Genomic DNA, 19,927 nt, shown 5'->3' on the forward strand with positions numbered 1-19,927 from the left:
CACCAACCAGGACATCGATGGACTTCATCGCACAGGAACGCGACCGCTTGCTGCGGTCGGCGACCCGTGTCGTGGGCATCGTCTGCGCGCTCGTCAGCGTCGTGGGCATCCTCTCCGCCGCCGCCGTGCCCACGCCGCCCCTCATCGGCGCACTCCTCTGCATCGCCGCGATGATCACCGCCCTCGTGTGCTTCGCTCGCGGCGGCGAAGTGTGGTGGACCGCCGCCATCGTCGTCGCCGGGCTCGCCACGATGGTGCTGCTCTTCACCGGCGTCGACGACTCGGCGCGGCCCCTCGTGGCCAGCGCCGTCATGCCCCTGGCCGCCGGCGGGCTCTCGGCACCGCTGATGGCCCAGCGCGGGCACCCGGTCGGTCTCGGCATCACGATCGCCGGGGGCGGCGCCGTGGTGGTGCTCATGGTCTGGGGCTCGGGCTCGCTCCTGTCGACCCCGGTCAGCGGCGCACTGCTCGGGTGGATCCTGATGGCCGTCGTGGCGATCTGGATCTCGCGCAGCATCCCCCGCGTCGCCCGCCGCATCTACAGCATCGGCACCGCCCACCGCGCCGAACGGCAGGCCAGCGAGACCGAGGCACAGCGCCGCCAGGGTGCCCGCCTGCTGCACGACACCGTGCTCGCGACCCTGACGCTGCTGGCGCACTCCGGCGTCGGCGTCTCCGAGCAGGCGATGCGCGAGCAGGCTGCCGAGGACGCCCGACTACTGCGCCACCTGCGCCTCGGTGCGACCCCGCAGCCCTCGCAGTCCGGTGACTACTCGCTCACCCGCGAAGAGGAATCGCCCCTCGGGCAGACCCTGGAGTCCGTCAAGCAGCGCTTCGGTCGGATGGGGCTCGAGGTCAGCTGGCACGGCACCGGGCAGGTCCTGCTGCCGTCGAACGTGCTCGACGCGTTCCTCCTCGCGCTCGGCGAGTGCCTCGAGAACGTCCGTCGACACGCCGGCGTCGGCGAGGCGCACGTCACGATCGTCCACGACAACGAGGTCGTCCGTGCGATGGTCACCGACTCCGGCGTCGGCTTCGACCTCACCACCGTCAGTGCCGAGCGACTCGGCTTCAAGGAGAGCGTCGTGAACCGCCTGCGCGAGGTCGGCGGCGACGCGAAGCTCTTCTCCGCGCCGGGCTCCGGCACCACCGTCGTCCTGGAGGCACCGCGATGACCCGGGTCCCCGAGGACACCATCGGCCGCAGCCTGCCCGGCGAGACCGCTCCGCCTGCACCCCGGACCCGCCGCGAGGCGCGCGAGCGGTACCGGACGAGCGAGCGCCGGCAGGCCAGAGGGCTCCCGTCGACGTCGACCGGTGCCCGGTCCCTGCGGCAGGCCGCCAAGCCCGGTGCCTCGCTCGGTGCCGGCTACCTCGGCCTCGGCGCCGCGGTCCTCACGGCGATCGAGGCCGTCGCCGGCATCGCGTTCTTCCTGGTGCGCTGGAACGAGTACTCCGACCCGTGGTTGCCCGCGGTCGCCTGGGGGCTCTACGTCGTCGCCGCCGTCGGGGTCGGACTCAGCGTCCTGACCTACGGCGAACGGCTGACGGGTCCGGCCTTCGCGTTGATCTGCGTCGTGCTGGCCTGCGTGGTCACCCTCGACTTCATCGGCATCTGGCCCGAGCACGACATCGCCCACACCGCGACCGCGTCGATGGCCGCCGGGTTCGCCCTGCTGCCGATCGCCACGCTCCGACCCGCCCGCGAGGTCGCCGTCGCCATCGGTGCGCTCGGCATCGCGTTCATCGTGATGGCCGTCGCGTCGACGCCGATCACGCACGACACCATGCCCGGCATCGTGTCCCTGCTGTCGCTCGTCGTCGTGCCGCCGGCGCTCGCGCTGTACGTCGTGCAGCGGTTCCGCCAGCTCGTGCAGCGCGAACTCGACCGGGTGCTCGTGCAGAGCAACGTGCAGGCGCCGCAGTTCGCCGTCGGCATGCTCGCCTCGGACGAGCTCGCCCGGCTCGACCTGGCCGCCGAGAAGCTGCTCGACGCCGTCGCCAACGGCACCGACCCGCTGCCGCTGTCCGACGCCTCGAGTTCCGTCGCCGCATCGCTCGCCACCGAGCTCCGCCTGCACCTGATCGAGGGCCGCCGCGAGACCTGGCTCTACCACGCGATCACCGAGTCCGACCACCTCGGTCGCTCGGTGAGCGTCGCCGACCCGACCGCCCTGGCGGGGCACCTCTCCCCCACCCAGCGCGACGGGCTGCTGCAGGCGATCTGGCAGATGGTCGGCGACGGCCGCACCGCGCAGCCCGGCATGCCCGTCGTCTCCGTCACCCTCGGTCCGATCGGCTCCGACGGTCACCCGGTCAGCGACGACACGATGGACGTCCCCGTCGTCATCGAGTCCCGCGGGGTGCCCCGTCGCAGCCTCGGCCCGACGGCGTGGAGTGCCCTGCAGCGCATCGGCCCGTACACCGAGACCGTCCGCGACGGCGCGCTGCACATCGTCGCGCACTGCGTCGTGAACCGACATCCGTCGATGTAGCCGCCGGACACCCGCACGCCTGACCGACTTCCGGCCCGCATCCTCCTAGGATCGGCCGAGCAATCCGCACCGAGAAAGGACGCCAGCATGGCGACTCCAGAGGAACCGATCCGACTCGCACTGGTCGACGACCACAGGATGCTCCTCGGCGCGCTCACGGAGTGGATCCGGAACGCGGCCGACGACATCACCCTGGTGGCCGCCGTCACGACCTGGCCCGAGCTCCTGACGAGCCCGGCGTTCCCGGTCGACGTGGTGCTGCTGGACCTGGACCTCAAGGACTCCATCCCGGTGTCGCTGAAGATCTCGACGCTCAAGACCGCGGGCGTCAAGACCGTCGTGATGAGCACGTACTCGGAGCCGAACGTCGTGCGCGAGGCCCTCGGCGCCGGTGCCCTCGGGTACCTCGTCAAGAGCGAGGACGCCGACATGATCGTCGAGGCGATCCGCTCCGCCCAGCGCGGCGAGCAGTACGTCTCGGCCGAGCTCGACCTCGCCATCAACAGCGGCGACGTCGGCGGTGTCCCGAAGCTCAGCGCCCAGGAGCGTCGCGTGATGGCCCTGTACGGCGGTGGCGAGCCCGTCAAGAGCGTCGCCTACCAGCTCGGCATCTCCGAGGAGACCGCGAAGAGCTACCTCAAGCGCATCCGCGAGAAGTACCGCGTCGCCGGCTTCGACGTGGGCACGAAGGTCGCGCTGCGGAAGCGTGCGATCACCGACGGCATCATCGTGCAGGACGGCAGCCCCCTGGGCCTGTAGCGCGCGTGCGTCGCGCATCGAGTGAGCAGAAGACGTCGGGTCCCGTCACGGAACCCGACGTCTTCTGCTCACTCGGGGCGGTCTTCCGCGCCACGTGACGGACGGGAGGCCCGTGGCGGCGTCGCCACGGGCCTCCCGTCCGGTGGGTGCGTGCGCGCACCCCGCGTGTCAGGCCGTCGGGACCGGTGCGGTGATCGGACCGGTGGACGGTGACGAGGAGCGGACCGCGGCGCGACGCGTGCTCCGCCGCTCGACCGCATAGCTGACCATCGTCACCAGGACGCCGAGCAGCGCGAGGCCGATGCCGAGCCAGCCCGGTGCGAGGAACCCGAAGCCGGCGGCGATGACCGCGCCGCCCAGGGCAGCACCGATCGAGTTGCCGATGTTGAACGCCGAGTGGTTCAGCGCCGCCGCGATCGTGCGGGCATCCCCGGCGACGTCCATCAGGCGCGACTGCACCGCCGGCGGGATCGCCGACGAGGTCGCCCCGAGCAGGAACGCGCCGAGCAGCATGCCCCAGAGCCACTGCGCCGTCAGGACGGTGATGAGCAGTGCGCCGATGAGCGCGAACATGCCGACGTAGATCGTGCGCTTCACGCTGTGGTCGGCCAGGTGTCCGCCGAGCACCCCGCCGACGACCATGCCGATGCCCACGACGACGAGCACGATCGGCACGAACGACTCGGGCATCCCGGTGACGTTCTGCACGAGCGGGGAGATGTACGAGTACACCGCGAAGAACCCGCCGAACCCGACGGCGCCGAGGCCCATCACGATCCACACCTGCGGCACGCGGAACGCCCGGAGCTCACGGCCGATCGTGGCGTGCTCGTCGCGGGCGCTCTTCGGCACGAAGGCCGCGACGGCCAGGAACGTCAGGGCGAACAGCGCGGCGACGACGCCGTACGCCACCCGCCACCCGGCCACCTGTCCGACCCACGTGATCGCCGGGACGCCGACGACGTTCGCGACCGACAGGCCGAGCAGCACCATGGCGATGCCCTTGCCGCGCTTGCCCGGGCCCATCATGTCGCCGGCGACGATCGACGCGATGCCGAAGTAGGCGCCGTGCGGCAGGCCCGCGACGAAGCGGGCGACGAGCACCAGACCGAACGAGGGCAGCAGCGCGCTCGCGATCGTCGCGACGACGAACCCGACGAGCAGCACGAGGATCAGGCCCTTGCGTGGGAACCGGGCGGACATCGCCGCGATGGTCGGCGCACCGACGACGACCCCGAGGGCGTAGGCGCTGACGAGCCAACCGGCGTGGGCGATCCCGGCGTCGGGGTCCATGCCGTACTGCTCGGGGAGCAGGGCCTGCGCGATGTTCGGCAGCAGCCCCATCGCGACGAACTCGGTCGAGCCGATGGCGAACCCGCCGAGGGCGAGCGAGATGAGCGCGAGGGTGCGACGCGCAGGCGTGAGCGGTGACATGGGGCCTGTTCTCGTGCGGGCGGAGCGGGACGACGGTGCAGCACCCCACCGGACGGGGCGGCCGTGATGTCCTGGTCCGTCGAGTGTAGACCGCTCCAACGGACCAACGAAAGCCCGCGGGAGCTCAGGCCGCCTGGCGCTCCGGGGTGCGGGTCCGTGCGGGGGCCTGCTCGGGCAGCTCGTCGCGGTGCACCCATCCGGTGCCGCACTCCGCGCAGCTCGCCCAGGCGTTCTCGCCCTGTTCGTCCGTGTCGATGACGACCGTTCGCAGGTCGCAGTCGGGGCACCAGCCGTCGTGCATCATCACGCGCTCCTCATCGTCGTCTCGCAGGCCACCGGAAGTGGCTCGATGCAGACCATGAGACACCCGGCCACCGACATCCGAGGGACCGCTCCGGCGTGTCGGGCCACGCTGCGGTGCAGGATGACGACGTGCCCACCGTCACGACCGTCCTGGCCTCCTGCGCCGCCGGCGCGCCCGCGAACTGCGAGGACGCGACCGACCCGATCGGGATCGTCATCGTCGTGGTGTTCGCGGTCGCCGGCCTCGTCCTGCTGACGGTCGCCGCGGTCCTCGGCACCGACCCCCGTCGCCGCAGGCGTCCGCGTCGGCGCCGCTGACCACTACTCGCCGAGCGCGGCCTCGAGCCGTTCGAGCTTGCCGTCGATCTCGCCCGTGTGCCCGGGGCGGATGTCGGCCTTCAGCACGAGCGACACCCGCGTGCCGTACTCCCCGACGGCCTCGGTGGCGCGCTTGACGACGTCCATGACCTCGTCCCACTCCCCCTCGATCTCGGTGAACATCGACGAGGTGCGGTTCGGCAGCCCGCTCTCGCGCACCACGCGCACGGCGGCCGCGACGGCGTCGTGCACGGACCCGTCGGACGTTGCAGCGGGACCACCGGACGGAGCGACGGAGAAGGCGACGATCATGCGTCCATCCTGCCCGGCTCGGGCTGGTCGCGCACGGACGGCGACGAGCGCGCCGACACCCGTCCGGACCCCGCAGCCCGCCCCATCCGCACCAGCACGACGACGCTCCACACCAGGATCGCCACCTCGAGCACGTTCCGGACCGTGAGCACCACGAGGATCCACGGCTGCACGCCGAGCAACTGGTCGTAGTAGCCCGGGTAGATCACCTGCGTGAGCAGGGCCATCGGCAGCGCGGTCACGGCGATCGGCACGAACCGGCGCGCACTGGGGGTGCCCGCCGCGAGCCCCCACACGATCGGCACCGCGAACCAGCCGATGTACTGCGGCGACCCCACCTTGTTCGTCGCGATGAGCGCCGCGACGAACAGCAGCGCGAGGACCGGCGCGAGCTCGGCCCGACGGGCACCTCGGCGCGCGGCCCAGAGCGCGAGCACGACCCCGGCCACCACGACGACGGCCATCAGCGGCGTCGACACCGCGGCGGCCGCGGACGTGCCGGCACCGGACACCTCGAAGGTCAGGATCTCCTGGTCGTAGAACACCGCTGCACCCGGGACGCCGAACGCAGCGGCCCACATGAAGGGCGTCGCGAGCGGTGACTCGATCTGCAGCCCACGGCCGGTCTGCTCACCGACGAAGGACAGCAGGTACGGCGCACCGCCCCACAGCACGTCGACGAGCACGATCAGGGCGCTCAGCACCAGGGCTCCGGCGAGCACACCCCGGCGGTGTCCGCGGCGCAGGAGCAGCAGCACCGCGACGAGCGCCGCCGGCCACACCTTCGTCCACGCGCCGGCGGTGAAGAGCGCGGAGGCGACGGTCGGCCTCGAGGCCACGAACGCCACGCCCACCAGCGCGAACACCGTCGCGACGGTGTCGATCCGACCGAGCGCGATCGGCCCGAGCGCGAGCAGGAACAGCAGCCACCACCAGACGACCCGCACGCCGTGCACGCCGAAGCGGTCGGACGACCCCACACGCGCCCGGAACCGCCACAGGAACGCGCACGCCGCGGCATCGAGCAGCACCATCAGCAGCAGCCAGCCGGTGCCGATCGACGCGACGCCCCCGAGGGCCGCTGCCGCCATCGGCACGATCGCCAGGATCGGGTACACCCACGCGCCGTCGATGCCGACCCAGAAGTCCGCGGTCCGCCCGGTCTCGATCCAGCGGCTGTAGGTGATGGTCACGTCACCGAGCGGCAGGTTCGCCGAGACGATGGTCAGCCACCACAGGAACCCGTGCACGGCGACGAACGCCAGGACGAAGCCGGCGAGTTCGAGCCACCGGGTCGAGGTCCTCTGCACCGGACGAGCGTAGCGGCCGGACCGGGGACGGTCGCTGCCACGGACTCAGGGTCTCCCGAGCATGACGTGTCACCGTTCTGCTCGTGACCTCCGACACCCCGCGCAAGCGCCGCAAGGCCGTCATCTGGATCTCCGTCATCGCCGCCGTCGTCGTCCTCGGCGTCGTGGGCGCGGTGGTCTTCACGAACGTCTACACGAGCACCGAGAACGCGAAGGCCTCGGCCGCGCCGTCCGTCGCCGCCACCCGCGAGGCCTCCACCCTCGACGACACGGACCTGTCCGGCGAGTGGACGGTCGGCGGCGACTCGGAGGCCGGGTACCGCGTCCACGAGGTCCTGAACGGCTCCGACGTCACCGTCACCGGCCGCACCGACAGCGTCGCCGGCACCGCGACCGTCGACGGCACGAGCATCACCGCCGCGAAGATCACGGTGCAGGTCGCCGACATCACCACCGACTCCGACCAGCGCGACGCCTACTTCCGCGACTCCGCGATGGACGCGGCGGCCTTCCCCGAGGCCACCTTCGAACTCACCGGACCGATCGCCGACGCGGTCCCGAGCGGTTCCGACACGACGACCGTGATGGCCCCGGGGAAGCTCACCCTGCACGGCGTCACGAAGGACGTCACCGCGAAGCTGCAGGTCGGCCTGAACGGCGACGGCGTCGACATCTCCGGTTCGGTCCCGATCACCTTCTCGGACTACGGCGTGCAGGCCCCGAGCCTGGGGTTCGTCAAGGTCGACGACGCGGGTTCCGTCGAGTTCCTGGTGCATGCGACCCCCGCGAGCTGACGTCCGCGACGCCCGTCACGCCCGTGACGTGCCCGCCGACGGCCTGGAGGCGCGGTGCCAGCTGGCACCGCGCCTCCCGTCCGTCCGTCGTCGCGTCCTGGAGCCGCACCCGCTGGCTGATGCGTGCGCATGTTGCGACCTTGCACCTGTCGAACCTGTGGTGTCCCGTCGGAACATGCGCACGAATCCATTGCGTGCGCATCCTTCGACAGAACACGCGTCGATCCCCTCGTGGATCGTCGGAAGGTGCACGCGCACCGACCGCTAGCCGCGCGCGTCCCCGTCCACGACCAGGTCCCGCACGACCCCCGGCAGCTCGGCGATGAGCGTCGTCATCGGGAACGGCCCGCCGCCGGAGGCCCGCCGCGCCGCGAGCCCGTGCACCACCGCGGCCGACGCGGCCAGGTGGGCGAGGTCCGACGGCGTGAGCGACGAACCGGCCGCCTCGACGGAGCCCTGCCGCGCGGCGACGAGCGCCCCGAGGACCCCGCCCAGCACGTCCCCGGCACCGGCCGCCGCGAGCCACGGCGTCGCCGAGGACGCCACGAGCCGCACCGACCCGTCCGGGGTGACCACGTGGGTCCGCTCGCCCTTGAGCAGCACGACGCTGCCGGTCTGCTCCGCCGCTCGGAGCGCTGCGGCGGCCGGGTCCTGCTCGATCTCGGCGCGGTCGACCCCGAGGAACGAAGCGAGCTCACCGGCGTGCGGGGTGAGCACGGCGAGCGGCCCGAGGTCGACGAGCGGGATCGCCCCGGCGTCGACGACGACCGGCACGCCGTCGTCGGACGCGTGCGAGAAGCCCGCCGCCGTCGTCTCGTCCAGCTCACCCAGCGACGACGCCGAGATCCCGGAGCCGACGAGCCAGGCCTGCACGCGGCCGACGCCGGACACGACCTCGGGGCGGCGGGTGAGCACGTGGTCGGTGGCGCGTGTGGGTCCGACGTACCGGACCATGCCGACGCCGGTGTGCACGGCGGCGTCGACCCCGAGCACCGCGGCGCCGGGGTACTGGTCGGAGCCGGTCGCGACGCCGAGCACCCCGCGGCGGTACTTGGTGGACTCCCCCGTCGGCGCGGTGACCCACGCGGCGGCATCGGACGGTCGGACGGGCACGAAGTCGTTCACCGGCCCCACGTTACGGTGGAGCACATGAGCCTGTTCCTGCCTGGTCGCGTGGTGGTCTTCGACTACGGCGAGGTGATCAGCCGGACGCCGCACGCCTCGCGGGACGCCCTCGTGGCCGCCACCGGGGTCCCGGCCGACGAGCTGTTCCCGGTGTACCAGGAGCTCCGGCACGACCTGGACCGCGGCGACCTGTCCGTCGTGGCGTACTGGCGTGCGATCGCGGAACGGACCGGACGGACCTGGAGCATCTCGGAGATCCACCGGTTCTGGGCGATCGACTTCACCGGGTGGTTCGAGGTCGAGCCGGAGACCCTCGAGATCGTCGAGGAGCTGCACGACGCCGGCACCCGTGTCGCCCTGCTCTCGAACGCGGGCTTCGACTTCGGCGACCCGTACCGCCGCTCCCCGATTGGCTCGTTGTTCGAGACCGTCGTGGTGAGCGCCGAGGAGCACGTCCTGAAGCCCGCGGCATCCATCTACCGCGACACCTGTGCGCGCTTGGGAATCGACCCGGGTCAGATGGTGTTCGTGGACAACAGGGCCGAGAACGCCACCGGTGCGGAAGCGATCGGGGCGGTCGGCCACCACTACACGTCGCCGGCGTCACTGCGGTCGTTCCTGACGGAACTGGCCGAGGCGCCGGCACCCGTCCTCTGAGGAGCCCGCGTGACGCACGCCCTGTTCGACCCGATCACCGTCCGTGACCTGACCGTCCGCAACCGCATCTGGGTCTCCCCGATGTGCCAGTACTCGGTGGACCAGCAGGACGGCGTCCCGACGACGTGGCACCTCGTGCACCTGGGCGGCTTCGCCAAGGGCGGCGCCGGCGCGGTCGTGGTCGAGGCGACGGGCGTCGTGCCCGAGGGACGGATCACCCCGCAGGACCTCGGGCTGTGGAACGACCAGCAGCGCGACGCGTTCAAGCCGATCGTCGACTTCCTGCACGAGCAGGGCGCCGCGGCGGGTATCCAGCTGGCGCACGCCGGCCGCAAGGCGTCGACGTACCGCCCCTGGGACACCACGCACGGCACCGTCCCCGCCGACCAGGGCGGCTGGACCACGGTCGCGCCGTCGGCCGTGGCCTTCGACGGCTACGACGTCCCGCGCGAGCTCGCGGTCGAGGACATCCGGGTCGTCGCCCTCGCCTTCGCGCAGTCCGCCCGCCGCGCCGTCGAGGCCGGGTTCGACCTGGTCGAGATCCACGCGGCCCACGGCTACCTGCTGCACCAGTTCCTCTCGCCGCTGAGCAACCAGCGCACCGACCAGTACGGCGGCTCGCTCGAGAACCGTGCCCGCGCGCTGCTCGAGGTCGTCGACGCCGTGCGCGCCGAGGTCGGCGAGGGCTTCCCGATCGTCGTCCGCTTCTCGGCCACCGACTGGGTCGACGGCGGGCTCACGCTCGACGAGACCACCGTCGTCGCCCGCTGGGCCGCGGAGCACGGTGCCGACCTGGCCGACGTGTCGACCGGCGGCAACGTCGCGAGCGCGCCGATCCCGGTCGGCCCCGGCTACCAGGTACCGCACGCCGCGGCGATCAAGCGCGACGCCGGCATCCCGACGATCGCCGTGGGCATGATCTCCGAGGCGTTCCAGGCCGAGCAGATCGTCGCGACCGGCCTGGCCGACGTCGTGATGATCGGTCGCGAGATGCTCCGCGACCCGTCGTTCGCGCTCCGTGCCGCCGTCGAACTCCGCGTGCCGGTCGACTACGAGCCGCAGCAGTACCACCGCGCGCGGATCACGGCCTAGGCGCGGGTCCGTTCTGTACGGATTCACGGTCCGGCGACCGCGCAGGCAGTACGATTGGCAGCACTGTGGACGATCCCCCGAATAGTTCTTCGCCTCACTCATCCGCCGCTCACTCGGTGAGCTGCACGTCATCCCTGTGCGCGAACGGGGGTGAATCATGAGTCCGATCGACATCGTCATGCTGATCGGCGGCATCCTGCTGACCCTCGGCACGGGTGTCTTCGTCGCGTCCGAGTTCGCGCTGGTCAACCTCGACCGCGCGGACGTCGAAGCGCGGCGCGACCGCGGTGAAGCCGGCCTCGCGCCGGTCATCGGCGCGCTGAAGGTCACCTCGACGCACCTGTCCAGCGCACAGCTGGGCATCACGCTGACCACGCTGCTGACCGGCTACCTGCTCGAACCCTCGATCGCGAAGCTGCTCGAGGCGCCGTTCCTGGCGATGAACCTGCCGGAGGGCATCGTCGAGACCGTCGGCTCGATCGTGGCGCTCGTCATCGCGACCCTGCTGTCGATGATCCTCGGCGAGCTCGTGCCGAAGAACTTCGCGCTCGCGCTGCCCCTGCAGACCGCCAGGCTCGTGGTCCCGCTGCAGATCGCGTTCACGACGGTCTTCAAGCCCGCCGTCGCGCTGCTGAACGGCACCGCGAACGCCGTGCTCCGGTCGCTGGGCATCGAGCCGCAGGAGGAACTCTCCGGTGCCCGCAGCGCCGAGGAACTCACCTCGCTGCTGCGCCGGTCGGCGTCCGAGGGCTCGCTCGAGCAGGACACCGCGACGCTCCTCGAGCGCACCATCTCGTTCTCCGAGCTGAGCGCCAGCGACGTGATGACCCCGCGCCCGCGGCTCTCCACCATCCGCGTGTCCGAGTCCGCCGAGGACGTCATCGCCCTCGCCCGCAAGACCGGCTTCAGCCGCTTCCCCGTCATCGAGGAGGACGCGGACGACGTCGTCGGCATCGTGCACGTCAAGCAGGCCGTCGCCGTGCCGCGCGAGAAGCGTCCGGAGGTCCCCGTCGGGGCACTCATGACCGACGCTGAGCGCGTGCCGGAGACCATGCCCGGCGACACCCTGCTCGCCGAGGTCCGCGGTCGCGGCTACCAGATGGTCATCGTCGTCGACGAGTACGGCGGCACCGCCGGGGTCGTCACGCTCGAGGACCTGATCGAGGAGATCGTCGGCGAGGTCTCAGACGAGCACGACCGCGCCCGCATCGACGTGGTCCGCTCCCGTGACTGGCTGACCTTCCCGGGTCTGCTGCGTCCCGACGAGCTCGAGGACCGCGCCGGCGTGAAGGTGCCCGAGGAGGGCCCGTACGAGACCGTCGGCGGGTTCGTCATGTCGACGCTGGGCCGCCTGCCCGTCGTCGGCGACGAGGTGCCCCTGGACGGCGGGGTGTTCCGCGTCGAGCGGCTGGACGGCCGTCGGATCGACCGCATCCGCTGGACCCCGACGCGCCCGTCGACCGACACGGCGGCGACCGCGATCATCATCCCGTCCACCAAGAGCACCCCGACCACCACGAAGGCCTCGGCCACCACGACGAAGGGCAGCACCCGATGAGCTCCGACTGGTGGGGCATCTTCTGGCTCGTCGTCCTGTTGCTGGGCAACGCGTACTTCGTCGCGGCCGAGTTCGCGGTCATCTCCGCACGCCGCTCCCAGATCGAGCCCCGCGCGGAGGAGGGCTCCAAGGCCGCGCAGATGACCCTGTGGGCCATGGAGCACGCCACCCGCATGCTCGCGACGACCCAGCTCGGCATCACGGTCTGCTCGCTGCTCATCCTCAACGTGTCCGAGCCGGCGATCCACCACCTGCTCGAGGTCCCGCTGCACCTGACCGGCTGGAGCGCCGAGGTGATCGGCACCGTGGCCTTCGTGTTCACGCTGCTGCTCGTGTCGTTCCTGCACGTGGTGTTCGGCGAGATGGTGCCGAAGAACATCTCGTTCTCGATGCCGGACCGCGCCGCGCTGCTGCTCGTGCCGACGCTCTGGTACATCGGTCACGGCCTGCACTGGGTCATCGTCGGCCTGAACGAGGTCGCGAACGCCGTGCTGCGGCTGTTCCGCGTCGAGCCCAAGGACGAAGCGGTGAGCGCCTTCACGGTGGAGGAGGTGCAGACCATCGTGGAGCAGTCCCGCCGCGAGGGCACCCTGACCGACGACGGCAAGCTCGCCCTGGCGTTCGAGTTCACCGAGAAGAAGGTCCGTGACGTCGCCGTGCCGATGGCCGAGCTCGTCACCCTGCCCGACGACGCCACCCCGGCCGACGTCGAGCACGCCGTGGCACAGCGCGGGTTCTCCCGCTACGTGCTCGTCGGCGAGGACGGCTCCCCCACCGGCTACGTGCACGTGAAGGACGTCATCGACCTGCGACCGGACGAGTTCGACGACCCGGTGCCGCCGAAGCGCATCCGCCAGCTCATCTCGCTCTACACCGAGATGGACCTCGAGGACGCGCTCGCGACCATGCGGGCCGCCGGGCGCCACGTGGCCCGCGCCTTCGACGCGGACGGCCGCACGATCGGCGTGCTGTTCCTCGAGGACATCCTCGAAGAACTGGTGGGCGAGGTCGAGGACGCGACCCGACGCCGGTAGACGCAGCGGAAGGACGGACTGGAGGCGCGGTGCCAGCTGGCACCGCGCCTCCAGTCCGTCCGTGGTCGCGACCAGGGCGACGCACGCCCCGTCCGCGCTACCAGCTGACGGGCAGGGGCTTGCCCTCCTCGTACCCGGCGGCGGACTGGATGCCGACCAGCGCACGCTCGGAGAACTCGGCGAGGGACGACGCGCCCGCGTAGGTCGCGGAGCTACGGACGCCGGTGGTGATCATGTCGAGCAGGTCCTCGACGCTCGGGCGCTCCGGGTCGAGGTAGATCGTCGACGACGAGATCCCCTCGGCGAAGAGCGCCTTGCGGGCCCGCTCGTACGGGTCGAGCCGCTCGAACCGCTCACGCACGGCCTTGGCCGAGGCCATGCCCCAGCTCTCCTTGTACGCCTTGCCCGCGGCGTCGCGGCGCAGGACACCGGGGGCCTCGAGCGTGCCGGCGAACCACGAGCCGATCATGACGGCGGACGCCCCGGCTGCCAGCGCGAGGGCGACGTCGCGCGGGTAGCGCACCCCGCCGTCCGCCCAGACGTGTGCGCCCAGCGAGCGGGCCGCCGCGGCGGTCTCGAGCACGGCGGAGAACTGCGGACGACCGACGGCCGTCATCATGCGGGTGGTGCACATGGCACCAGGGCCGACGCCGACCTTGATGATGTCCGCTCCGGCCCCCACCAGGTGTGCGACGGCGTCGGCCGTGACGACGTTGCCGGCGACGAGCGGGATGCCGAGCTGCAGCGACGCGACCGTGCGGAGTGCGCGGAGCATGCCGTCCTGGTGGCCGTGCGCGGTGTCGAGGACCAGGACGTCCACGCCCGCGGCCGCCAGCGCCTTGGCCTTGGCGGCGACGTCGCCGTTGATGCCGAGCGCGGCGGCGACCCGGAGCCGGCCGGAACCGTCGACGGCGGGCGTGTAGATGTCGGAGCGGATCGCGCTCGTCTGGCTCGTGGTCCCGACGACCCGGCCGTGCCGCATCACCGGCGCGAAGTCGACCTCGGCGGCCGCGAGCACGTCGTAGACGTGGCGGGGCGTGCCGGCGTCCTCGGCGTCGATCGCGGTCGAGGCACCGTGCAGCAGGTCGCCGAGGACGGCGTCGGGGCCGGCGGTGCCGAGGCGGGTCGCGGGCACACAGCCCAGGTACTCGCCGTCGGCGTCGCGGACGACCACACCACGGCCGGCCACCGGCAGGAGCTGCTCGAGGGCCTCGGCGACGGTGGTCTGCGCACCCATGTCGTAGGCGGTGTCGAAGTCGACCGGCTGGTCCTTCACCCAGCGGATCGCGGCGTCGAGGTCCTGCAGGTGCATGTCCTGCGGCAGCACGCCCAGCCCACCGCGGCGGGCCAGGGTGGCGGCGAGCCGGGGGCCGGTGACGGAGTTCATGTTGGCGCTGACGATCGGGATCGTGGCACCGCTGCCGTCGTTCGCCGCGAGGTCGACGTCGAAGCGGCTCGTCACGCCCGAACGGCTCGGGACGAGGAAGACGTCGGAGTAGGTCAGGTCGTGCGTCGGCCGCGTCTCGTAGAACCTCATGCGCTCCACTGTACGGCTCCCGTCACGGCCCCGACCGGGTGCTCGCGGGCTGCCGACTCGCGCCGCGGCTGACACGGAACGGACATGTCGGAGCGGCTAGGCTTGGCACCTGTGCGGCGCAGGGTTGCTCCGCACGACACACACGAGCATCTATCGACGGAGAGTGGGCGATCGGCTGTGTCGAGCCATCTGACCGGAACGGACGAGACCGCGGGCGAATTCGGGGCGAACGAGTGGCTCGTCGACGAGCTCTACGAGCAGTTCGTCGCGGACAAGGAGTCGGTCGACAAGTCCTGGTGGCCGGTCCTCGAGAGCTACCACCGCACGCAGGTCGGTGACGCTCCGGCTCCGGCGGGCTCCCCCGCGCAGCAGGCGCCGGCACAGCAGGCACCGGCCCAGCAGGCATCCGCCCAGCAGCAGTCGTCGACGCAGCAGCCGGCCACCGGGGACACCCCGGGCGAGGCGAAGTCGGGCCCGATCCAGGCGAAGACCACCTCGCGTCAGCCGGCACCGCAGCCGATCCCGGCCGAGGCGAACGACGCCGCCGACGACCACGAGGAGACCCACGAGGACGTGGCGACCCCGCTGCGGGGCATGGCCAAGACGCTGGCGTCGAACATGGACGCCTCGCTGACCGTCCCGACCGCCACGAGCGTCCGGACGATCCCGGCGAAGCTGATGATCGACAACCGGATCGTCATCAACAACCACCTGCGACGCGCCCGCGGCGGCAAGATCTCCTTCACGCACCTGATCGGGTGGGCGATGGTGCAGGCGCTCAAGGACTTCCCGAGCCAGAACGTCTACTACGAGGAGCGCGACGGCAAGCCGTTCGTCGTCGCCCCGGCGCACGTGAACCTCGGCATCGCGATCGACGTCCCGAAGAAGGACGGCACCCGCTCGCTCCTGGTGCCGAGCATCAAGCGCGCGGAGACCCTGACGTTCGGTCAGTTCCTCTCCGCTTACGAAGACCTCGTCAAGCGTGCCCGTGACAACAAGCTCACCCCGGCGGACTTCCAGAGCACGACGATCTCGCTCACCAACCCGGGCGGCATCGGCACCGTGCACTCGGTCCCCCGTCTGACGAAGGGGCAGGGCTCGATCATCGGCGCCGGCGCCCTCGAGTACCCGGCGCAGTTCCAGGGCTCGGCGTCGAAGACCCTGGTCGAGCTCGGCATCGGCAAGACCATCACCCTGACGAGCACCTACGACCACCGCGTCATCCAGGGCGCCGGTTCGGGCGAGTACCTCAAGCACGTGCACGAGCGCCTCATCGGCGAGCACGGCTTCTACGACGGCATCTTCGCCGCACTCCGGATCCCCTACAAGCCGATCCAGTGGGCGAACGACATCAACGTCGACCTGGCGCACCGGGTGAACAAGACCGCGCGCGTGCAGGAGCTCATCAACAGCTTCCGCGTCCGTGGGCACCTGATGGCCGACATCGACCCGCTCGAGTACCGCCAGCGCACGCACCCCGACCTCGAGATCGAGAGCCACGGGCTGACCTTCTGGGACCTCGACCGCGAGTTCGTCACCGGTGGGCTCGCCGGCACCACCTCGGCTCCGCTCCGCGACGTCCTCGGGATCCTGCGCGACGCCTACTGCCGCACGGTCGGCATCGAGTACATGCACATCCAGGACCCGGAACAGCGTCGCTGGGTGCAGGAGCGCATCGAGGTGCCGTACTCGAAGCCGTCGAAGGACGAGCAGCTCCGCGTCCTCGGCAAGCTCAACGAGGCCGAGGCGTTCGAGACCTTCCTGCAGACCAAGTACGTCGGCCAGAAGCGCTTCTCGCTCGAGGGCGGCGAGTCCACCATCGCCTTCCTCGACACCCTGATCCAGCACGCCGCCGGAGCCGGACTGGCCGAGGTCGCGATCGGCATGGCCCACCGTGGCCGCCTGAACGTCCTGACGAACATCGCCGGCAAGACCTACGGGCAGATCTTCCGTGAGTTCGAGGGGTCCTCGCTGCCGGGCACGGTGTCCGGTCAGGGCTCCGGCGACGTGAAGTACCACGTCGGCACCGAGGGCGTGTTCCGCACGTCCGACGGCTCGAGCATCCCGGTGACGATCGCCGCGAACCCGTCCCACCTCGAAGCCGTCGACGGCGTGCTCGAGGGCATCGTCCGCGCCAAGCAGGACCGCGAGGCCCCCGGCAGCTTCGGTGTGCTCCCCGTGCTCGTGCACGGCGACGCGGCGATGGCCGGCCAGGGCGTGGTCGTCGAGACGCTGCAGATGTCGCAGCTCCGCGGGTACCGCACCGGCGGCACAGTCCACCTCGTCATCAACAACCAGGTCGGGTTCACCACCCCGCCCGAGTCGGCGCGCAGCTCGGTGTACTCCACCGACGTCGCGAAGACGATCCAGGCGCCGATCTTCCACGTGAACGGTGACGACCCCGAGGCCGTCGCCCGCGTCGCCGAACTCGCCTTCGCGTACCGCGAGGAGTTCCACCGCGACGTCGTGATCGACCTGATCTGCTACCGCCGTCGTGGACACAACGAGGGCGACGACCCCTCGATGACGCAGCCGCTGATGTACAACCTCATCGAGGCGAAGCGCTCCGTCCGCACGCTGTACACCGAGGCCCTCGTCGGCCGTGGCGACATCACGCAAGAGGAGTACGACGAGGCGCACCGCGACTTCCAGGACCGCCTGGAACGCGCCTTCGCCGAGACGCACGAGGCACAGACCGGCACCATCCCGGTCATCGAGGTCGACGACGACGGTGCGGTGCAGGGGCTCGAACGCCCGGCCGCGCAGCGCGACGACTCCGAGGTCGAGGTGCACGAGACCGCCGTGTCCGAAGAACTCGTCCGGGCGATCGGCGACGCGCACAGCAACCCGCCCGCCGGGTTCTCGATCCACCCGAAGCTGCAACAGCTGCTGACCAAGCGCACCGAGATGACGCGCAACGGGGGCATCGACTGGGCGATGGCCGAGCTCATGGCGATCGGCTCGATCCTGGTCGAGGGCAAGCCCGTCCGCCTCGCCGGACAGGACGCCCGCCGCGGCACGTTCGTCCAGCGCCAGTCGGTGTTCCACGACCGGGTGAACGGCCAGGAATGGCTGCCGCTGTCGAACCTCACCGAGGACCAGGCCCGGTTCTACGTGTACGACTCGCTGCTGAGCGAGTACGCGGCGATGGCCTTCGAGTACGGCTACTCGGTGGAACGCCCCGAGTCCCTCGTGCTCTGGGAGGCACAGTTCGGCGACTTCGCAAACGGCGCCCAGATCGTCATCGACGAGTTCATCTCGTCCGCCGAGCAGAAGTGGGGACAGCGCTCCGGCCTCGTCCTGCTGCTGCCGCACGGGTACGAGGGCCAGGGGCCGGACCACTCGTCGGCACGCATCGAGCGCTACCTGCAGCTGTGCGCCGAGGACAACATGATCGTCGCGCGCCCGTCGACCCCGGCGTCGTACTTCCACCTGCTCCGCCGACAGGCCTGGGCCCGTCCGCAGAAGCCGCTCGTCGTGTTCTCCCCGAAGGCGATGCTCCGGCTCCGCCAGGCGACGAGCGCGGTCGAGGACTTCACGACCGGAACGTTCGAGCCCGTGCTGGACGACGCGCGGATCACCGACAAGAGCGCCGTGCGCCGCGTCGTGCTGCACTCCGGCAAGGTGCACCACGACCTGCGTGCCGAGGTCGACAAGCGCGGCATCACCGACGTCGCACTCGTCCGCCTCGAGCAGCTCGCACCGCTCCCCCTCGACCGCATCCTCGAGGTCCTGGCGGGCTACCCGGACGCCGACGTCGTGTGGGCGCAGGAGGAGCCGGAGAACCAGGGCGCCTGGCCGTTCGTCTGCATGAACCTGTCGCCGCACCTGAGCGGTCGCCCGTTGTCCGTCGCGGCCCGCTCGGCGAGTGCCGCACCGGCCACGGGGTCCTCGAAGCGCTCCGCGCAGGAGGCCGCCGACGTCATCGACACGGCACTGAGCGCGTCGGCCTAGTCACGGGGAAGCGCCCCGTGCGGGAGTCCGAGGGACTCCTGCACGGGGCGCTTCGACGTTCGCCAGGAAAGCGACGCTACGCGATCTTCGTGTACCGCACCCCGGCGTCGTGGTACCCGCGCTTCTGGTAGAACCGGTGCGCGCTGTCCGTCGCGGCCGCGCTGACGGCGCTGAGGCGACGCGCGCCCTGCTCGACCGCCCATGCTTCGAACGTGCCGATGAGCGCCGAACCGGTGCCGAGCCTCCTGGCCGTGTCGTCGACGACCAGCAGCAGCAGCTGCGCCGTCGGCTCGTCGCTGGCGTACGCCCACGTGACCTGCGCGCCGGCGACCGCGACGACCCGGCCGTCGTCACCACGGACCACCCAGGTGCGGTGCCCGGCTTCGGGGGTGAGCCGGTCGAGGCGGGCGCGCATCGACGCGTCGTCGACGTCGTGACCGAGCAGGCGGACGAGGGCGGCGACGTCGGCGACGTCCGTGTCGGACCAGGTGGTGGTCGACTCGACGGAGAGGGTCATGTCGGCCAACCTACCCGGGCCGTCGGTCGTGTTGCGACGGGGTTCCATAACAACTGATATTCATATACGCTGCTGTCATATCACCCGCCGGGTGAACCGACCGACAGGACAGCCATGCACATCACCTCCCGCCACGGCCGCACCGCCGCCTGGATCGCCTTCCCGCTCGCCGTCGTCGCCAGCGGCGCACTCATCGCCACGGCCTCGTACGCCGCCTTCTCGAGCAGCACCGACAACGCCGCGAACAGCTGGCGCACCGGCGCCGTCTCCCTCACCGACGACGACCAGGGCGTCGCGATGTTCGACGTCGACGACCTGGTGCCCGGCTCCGCCGGCTCGAACTGCATCACGGTGACGGCGAACACCACCAACGCCTCGACCGTGAAGCTCTACGCCGCAGACGCAGCCGACGCCGACGAACTGGCGCAGTACGTCGGCATGAAGGTTGAGCGCGGCGCCCTGGGTACCGCCGGGGACTGCAGCACCTTCACCACGGGGACGACCGTGCACGACGGGACGCTCGCCGACCTCATGGCGTCCGAGTCCTTCGGCACCGGCGTCGACGCGTGGAAGCCGGCGACGGGCACGGCGAGCACGACCTACCGCTTCAGCTACGACCTGAGCGAGGGAGCGCCCAACAAGGTGCAGTCGTCCGAGGCCGGCACCACGTTCGTGTGGGAAGCGCAGACCGACTGATCCCCGTCCCCGTCCCGATCCGTCCCACCCGAC

The 19,927-nt window shown here is 71.2% G+C and carries 18 protein-coding genes; 11 read left to right on the forward strand and 7 right to left on the reverse strand.

Annotation, left to right across the window (positions count from 1 at the left end):
- The first annotated feature begins 17 nt into the window (after positions 1 to 17).
- From DEJ04_RS16745 to DEJ04_RS16755, 3 genes are all read left to right on the forward strand, one after another.
- Complete coding sequence (locus DEJ04_RS16745) at positions 18 to 1,175, forward strand: ATP-binding protein (RefSeq protein ID WP_111047814.1); 1,158 nt, start codon at positions 18 to 20, stop codon at positions 1,173 to 1,175.
- Positions 1,172 to 2,494 carry a hypothetical protein gene (locus DEJ04_RS16750; protein WP_111038591.1) on the forward strand — a complete coding sequence of 441 codons (1,323 nt, stop codon included), beginning with the start codon at positions 1,172 to 1,174 and terminating at the stop codon, positions 2,492 to 2,494. Before DEJ04_RS16745 ends, DEJ04_RS16750 begins: the two co-directional genes overlap by 4 nt.
- 87 nt (positions 2,495 to 2,581) lie before the next feature.
- The gene (locus DEJ04_RS16755) at positions 2,582 to 3,253 is read left to right on the forward strand and encodes a response regulator transcription factor (RefSeq protein ID WP_017888182.1); all 672 of its coding nucleotides are present in this window, start codon (positions 2,582 to 2,584) and stop codon (positions 3,251 to 3,253) included.
- 168 nt (positions 3,254 to 3,421) lie between these two features.
- Here DEJ04_RS16755 and DEJ04_RS16760 read toward each other — a convergent pair whose 3' ends face one another.
- Positions 3,422 to 4,687: an MFS transporter gene (locus DEJ04_RS16760; protein WP_111047815.1), complete on the reverse strand. Its 1,266-nt coding sequence runs from the start codon at positions 4,685 to 4,687 to the stop codon at positions 3,422 to 3,424.
- Positions 4,688 to 4,811: 124 nt separating this feature from the next.
- Positions 4,812 to 4,991, reverse strand: coding sequence for a hypothetical protein (locus DEJ04_RS16765; protein WP_111038590.1), 180 nt, complete (start codon positions 4,989 to 4,991; stop codon positions 4,812 to 4,814).
- A 128-nt stretch (positions 4,992 to 5,119) separates the two neighbouring features.
- Here DEJ04_RS16765 and DEJ04_RS16770 point away from each other — a divergent pair, with 128 nt between their 5' ends.
- Positions 5,120 to 5,308 (forward strand): hypothetical protein, encoded by a 189-nt coding sequence (locus DEJ04_RS16770; protein ID WP_146247703.1) that lies wholly within the window; start codon positions 5,120 to 5,122, stop codon positions 5,306 to 5,308.
- A 3-nt stretch (positions 5,309 to 5,311) separates the two neighbouring features.
- Here the strand turns inward: DEJ04_RS16770 and DEJ04_RS16775 are convergent, their stop codons facing one another.
- Together DEJ04_RS16775 and DEJ04_RS16780 are read right to left on the reverse strand one after the other, a co-directional pair.
- Positions 5,312 to 5,620, reverse strand: a complete 309-nt coding sequence (locus tag DEJ04_RS16775) for a thiamine-binding protein (RefSeq protein WP_071404568.1) — start codon at positions 5,618 to 5,620, stop codon at positions 5,312 to 5,314.
- Positions 5,617 to 6,930 (reverse strand): glycosyltransferase 87 family protein, encoded by a 1,314-nt coding sequence (locus tag DEJ04_RS16780; RefSeq protein WP_111047817.1) that lies wholly within the window; start codon positions 6,928 to 6,930, stop codon positions 5,617 to 5,619. The genes DEJ04_RS16775 and DEJ04_RS16780 overlap by 4 nt, the downstream gene beginning before the upstream one ends.
- 83 nt (positions 6,931 to 7,013) lie before the next feature.
- Here DEJ04_RS16780 and DEJ04_RS16785 point away from each other — a divergent pair, with 83 nt between their 5' ends.
- Positions 7,014 to 7,724, forward strand: a complete 711-nt coding sequence (locus tag DEJ04_RS16785) for a YceI family protein (protein ID WP_111047818.1) — start codon at positions 7,014 to 7,016, stop codon at positions 7,722 to 7,724.
- A 264-nt stretch (positions 7,725 to 7,988) separates the two neighbouring features.
- Here DEJ04_RS16785 and DEJ04_RS16790 read toward each other — a convergent pair whose 3' ends face one another.
- Positions 7,989 to 8,849, reverse strand: coding sequence for an ADP/ATP-dependent (S)-NAD(P)H-hydrate dehydratase (locus tag DEJ04_RS16790; RefSeq protein ID WP_111047819.1), 861 nt, complete (start codon positions 8,847 to 8,849; stop codon positions 7,989 to 7,991).
- A 24-nt stretch (positions 8,850 to 8,873) separates the two neighbouring features.
- Here DEJ04_RS16790 and DEJ04_RS16795 point away from each other — a divergent pair, with 24 nt between their 5' ends.
- The 4 genes from DEJ04_RS16795 (at position 8,874) to DEJ04_RS16810 (ending at position 13,190) form a co-directional block, all read left to right on the forward strand.
- Complete coding sequence (locus DEJ04_RS16795) at positions 8,874 to 9,506, forward strand: HAD family phosphatase (protein ID WP_111047820.1); 633 nt, start codon at positions 8,874 to 8,876, stop codon at positions 9,504 to 9,506.
- Positions 9,507 to 9,515: 9 nt separating this feature from the next.
- The gene (locus tag DEJ04_RS16800) at positions 9,516 to 10,598 is read left to right on the forward strand and encodes an NADH:flavin oxidoreductase/NADH oxidase (RefSeq protein WP_110864010.1); all 1,083 of its coding nucleotides are present in this window, start codon (positions 9,516 to 9,518) and stop codon (positions 10,596 to 10,598) included.
- 157 nt (positions 10,599 to 10,755) lie between these two features.
- On the forward strand, positions 10,756 to 12,156 hold the full coding sequence (locus tag DEJ04_RS16805; protein ID WP_071404734.1) for a hemolysin family protein: 1,401 nt from the start codon (positions 10,756 to 10,758) through the stop codon (positions 12,154 to 12,156).
- Positions 12,153 to 13,190 carry a hemolysin family protein gene (locus DEJ04_RS16810; RefSeq protein WP_111047821.1) on the forward strand — a complete coding sequence of 346 codons (1,038 nt, stop codon included), beginning with the start codon at positions 12,153 to 12,155 and terminating at the stop codon, positions 13,188 to 13,190. The genes DEJ04_RS16805 and DEJ04_RS16810 overlap by 4 nt, the downstream gene beginning before the upstream one ends.
- A 97-nt stretch (positions 13,191 to 13,287) precedes the next feature.
- On the opposite strand, the gene DEJ04_RS16815 is transcribed toward DEJ04_RS16810, so the two are convergent.
- Positions 13,288 to 14,727: a GuaB1 family IMP dehydrogenase-related protein gene (locus DEJ04_RS16815; protein ID WP_071406349.1), complete on the reverse strand. Its 1,440-nt coding sequence runs from the start codon at positions 14,725 to 14,727 to the stop codon at positions 13,288 to 13,290.
- A 177-nt stretch (positions 14,728 to 14,904) separates the two neighbouring features.
- Between DEJ04_RS16815 and DEJ04_RS16820 the strand changes: the two genes are divergently transcribed.
- The gene (locus DEJ04_RS16820; protein WP_181437868.1) at positions 14,905 to 18,681 is read left to right on the forward strand and encodes a multifunctional oxoglutarate decarboxylase/oxoglutarate dehydrogenase thiamine pyrophosphate-binding subunit/dihydrolipoyllysine-residue succinyltransferase subunit; all 3,777 of its coding nucleotides are present in this window, start codon (positions 14,905 to 14,907) and stop codon (positions 18,679 to 18,681) included.
- A 76-nt stretch (positions 18,682 to 18,757) separates the two neighbouring features.
- Here DEJ04_RS16820 and DEJ04_RS16825 read toward each other — a convergent pair whose 3' ends face one another.
- Positions 18,758 to 19,198, reverse strand: a complete 441-nt coding sequence (locus DEJ04_RS16825) for a GNAT family N-acetyltransferase (protein WP_027465835.1) — start codon at positions 19,196 to 19,198, stop codon at positions 18,758 to 18,760.
- Between the two features lie 114 nt (positions 19,199 to 19,312).
- Between DEJ04_RS16825 and DEJ04_RS16830 the strand changes: the two genes are divergently transcribed.
- Complete coding sequence (locus tag DEJ04_RS16830; protein WP_111047822.1) at positions 19,313 to 19,894, forward strand: hypothetical protein; 582 nt, start codon at positions 19,313 to 19,315, stop codon at positions 19,892 to 19,894.
- Positions 19,895 to 19,927: the final 33 nt, after the last annotated feature.

Origin of the sequence: Curtobacterium sp. MCLR17_044, from assembly GCF_003234435.1 — a bacterium.
Lineage (GTDB): Bacteria > Actinomycetota > Actinomycetes > Actinomycetales > Microbacteriaceae > Curtobacterium > Curtobacterium flaccumfaciens.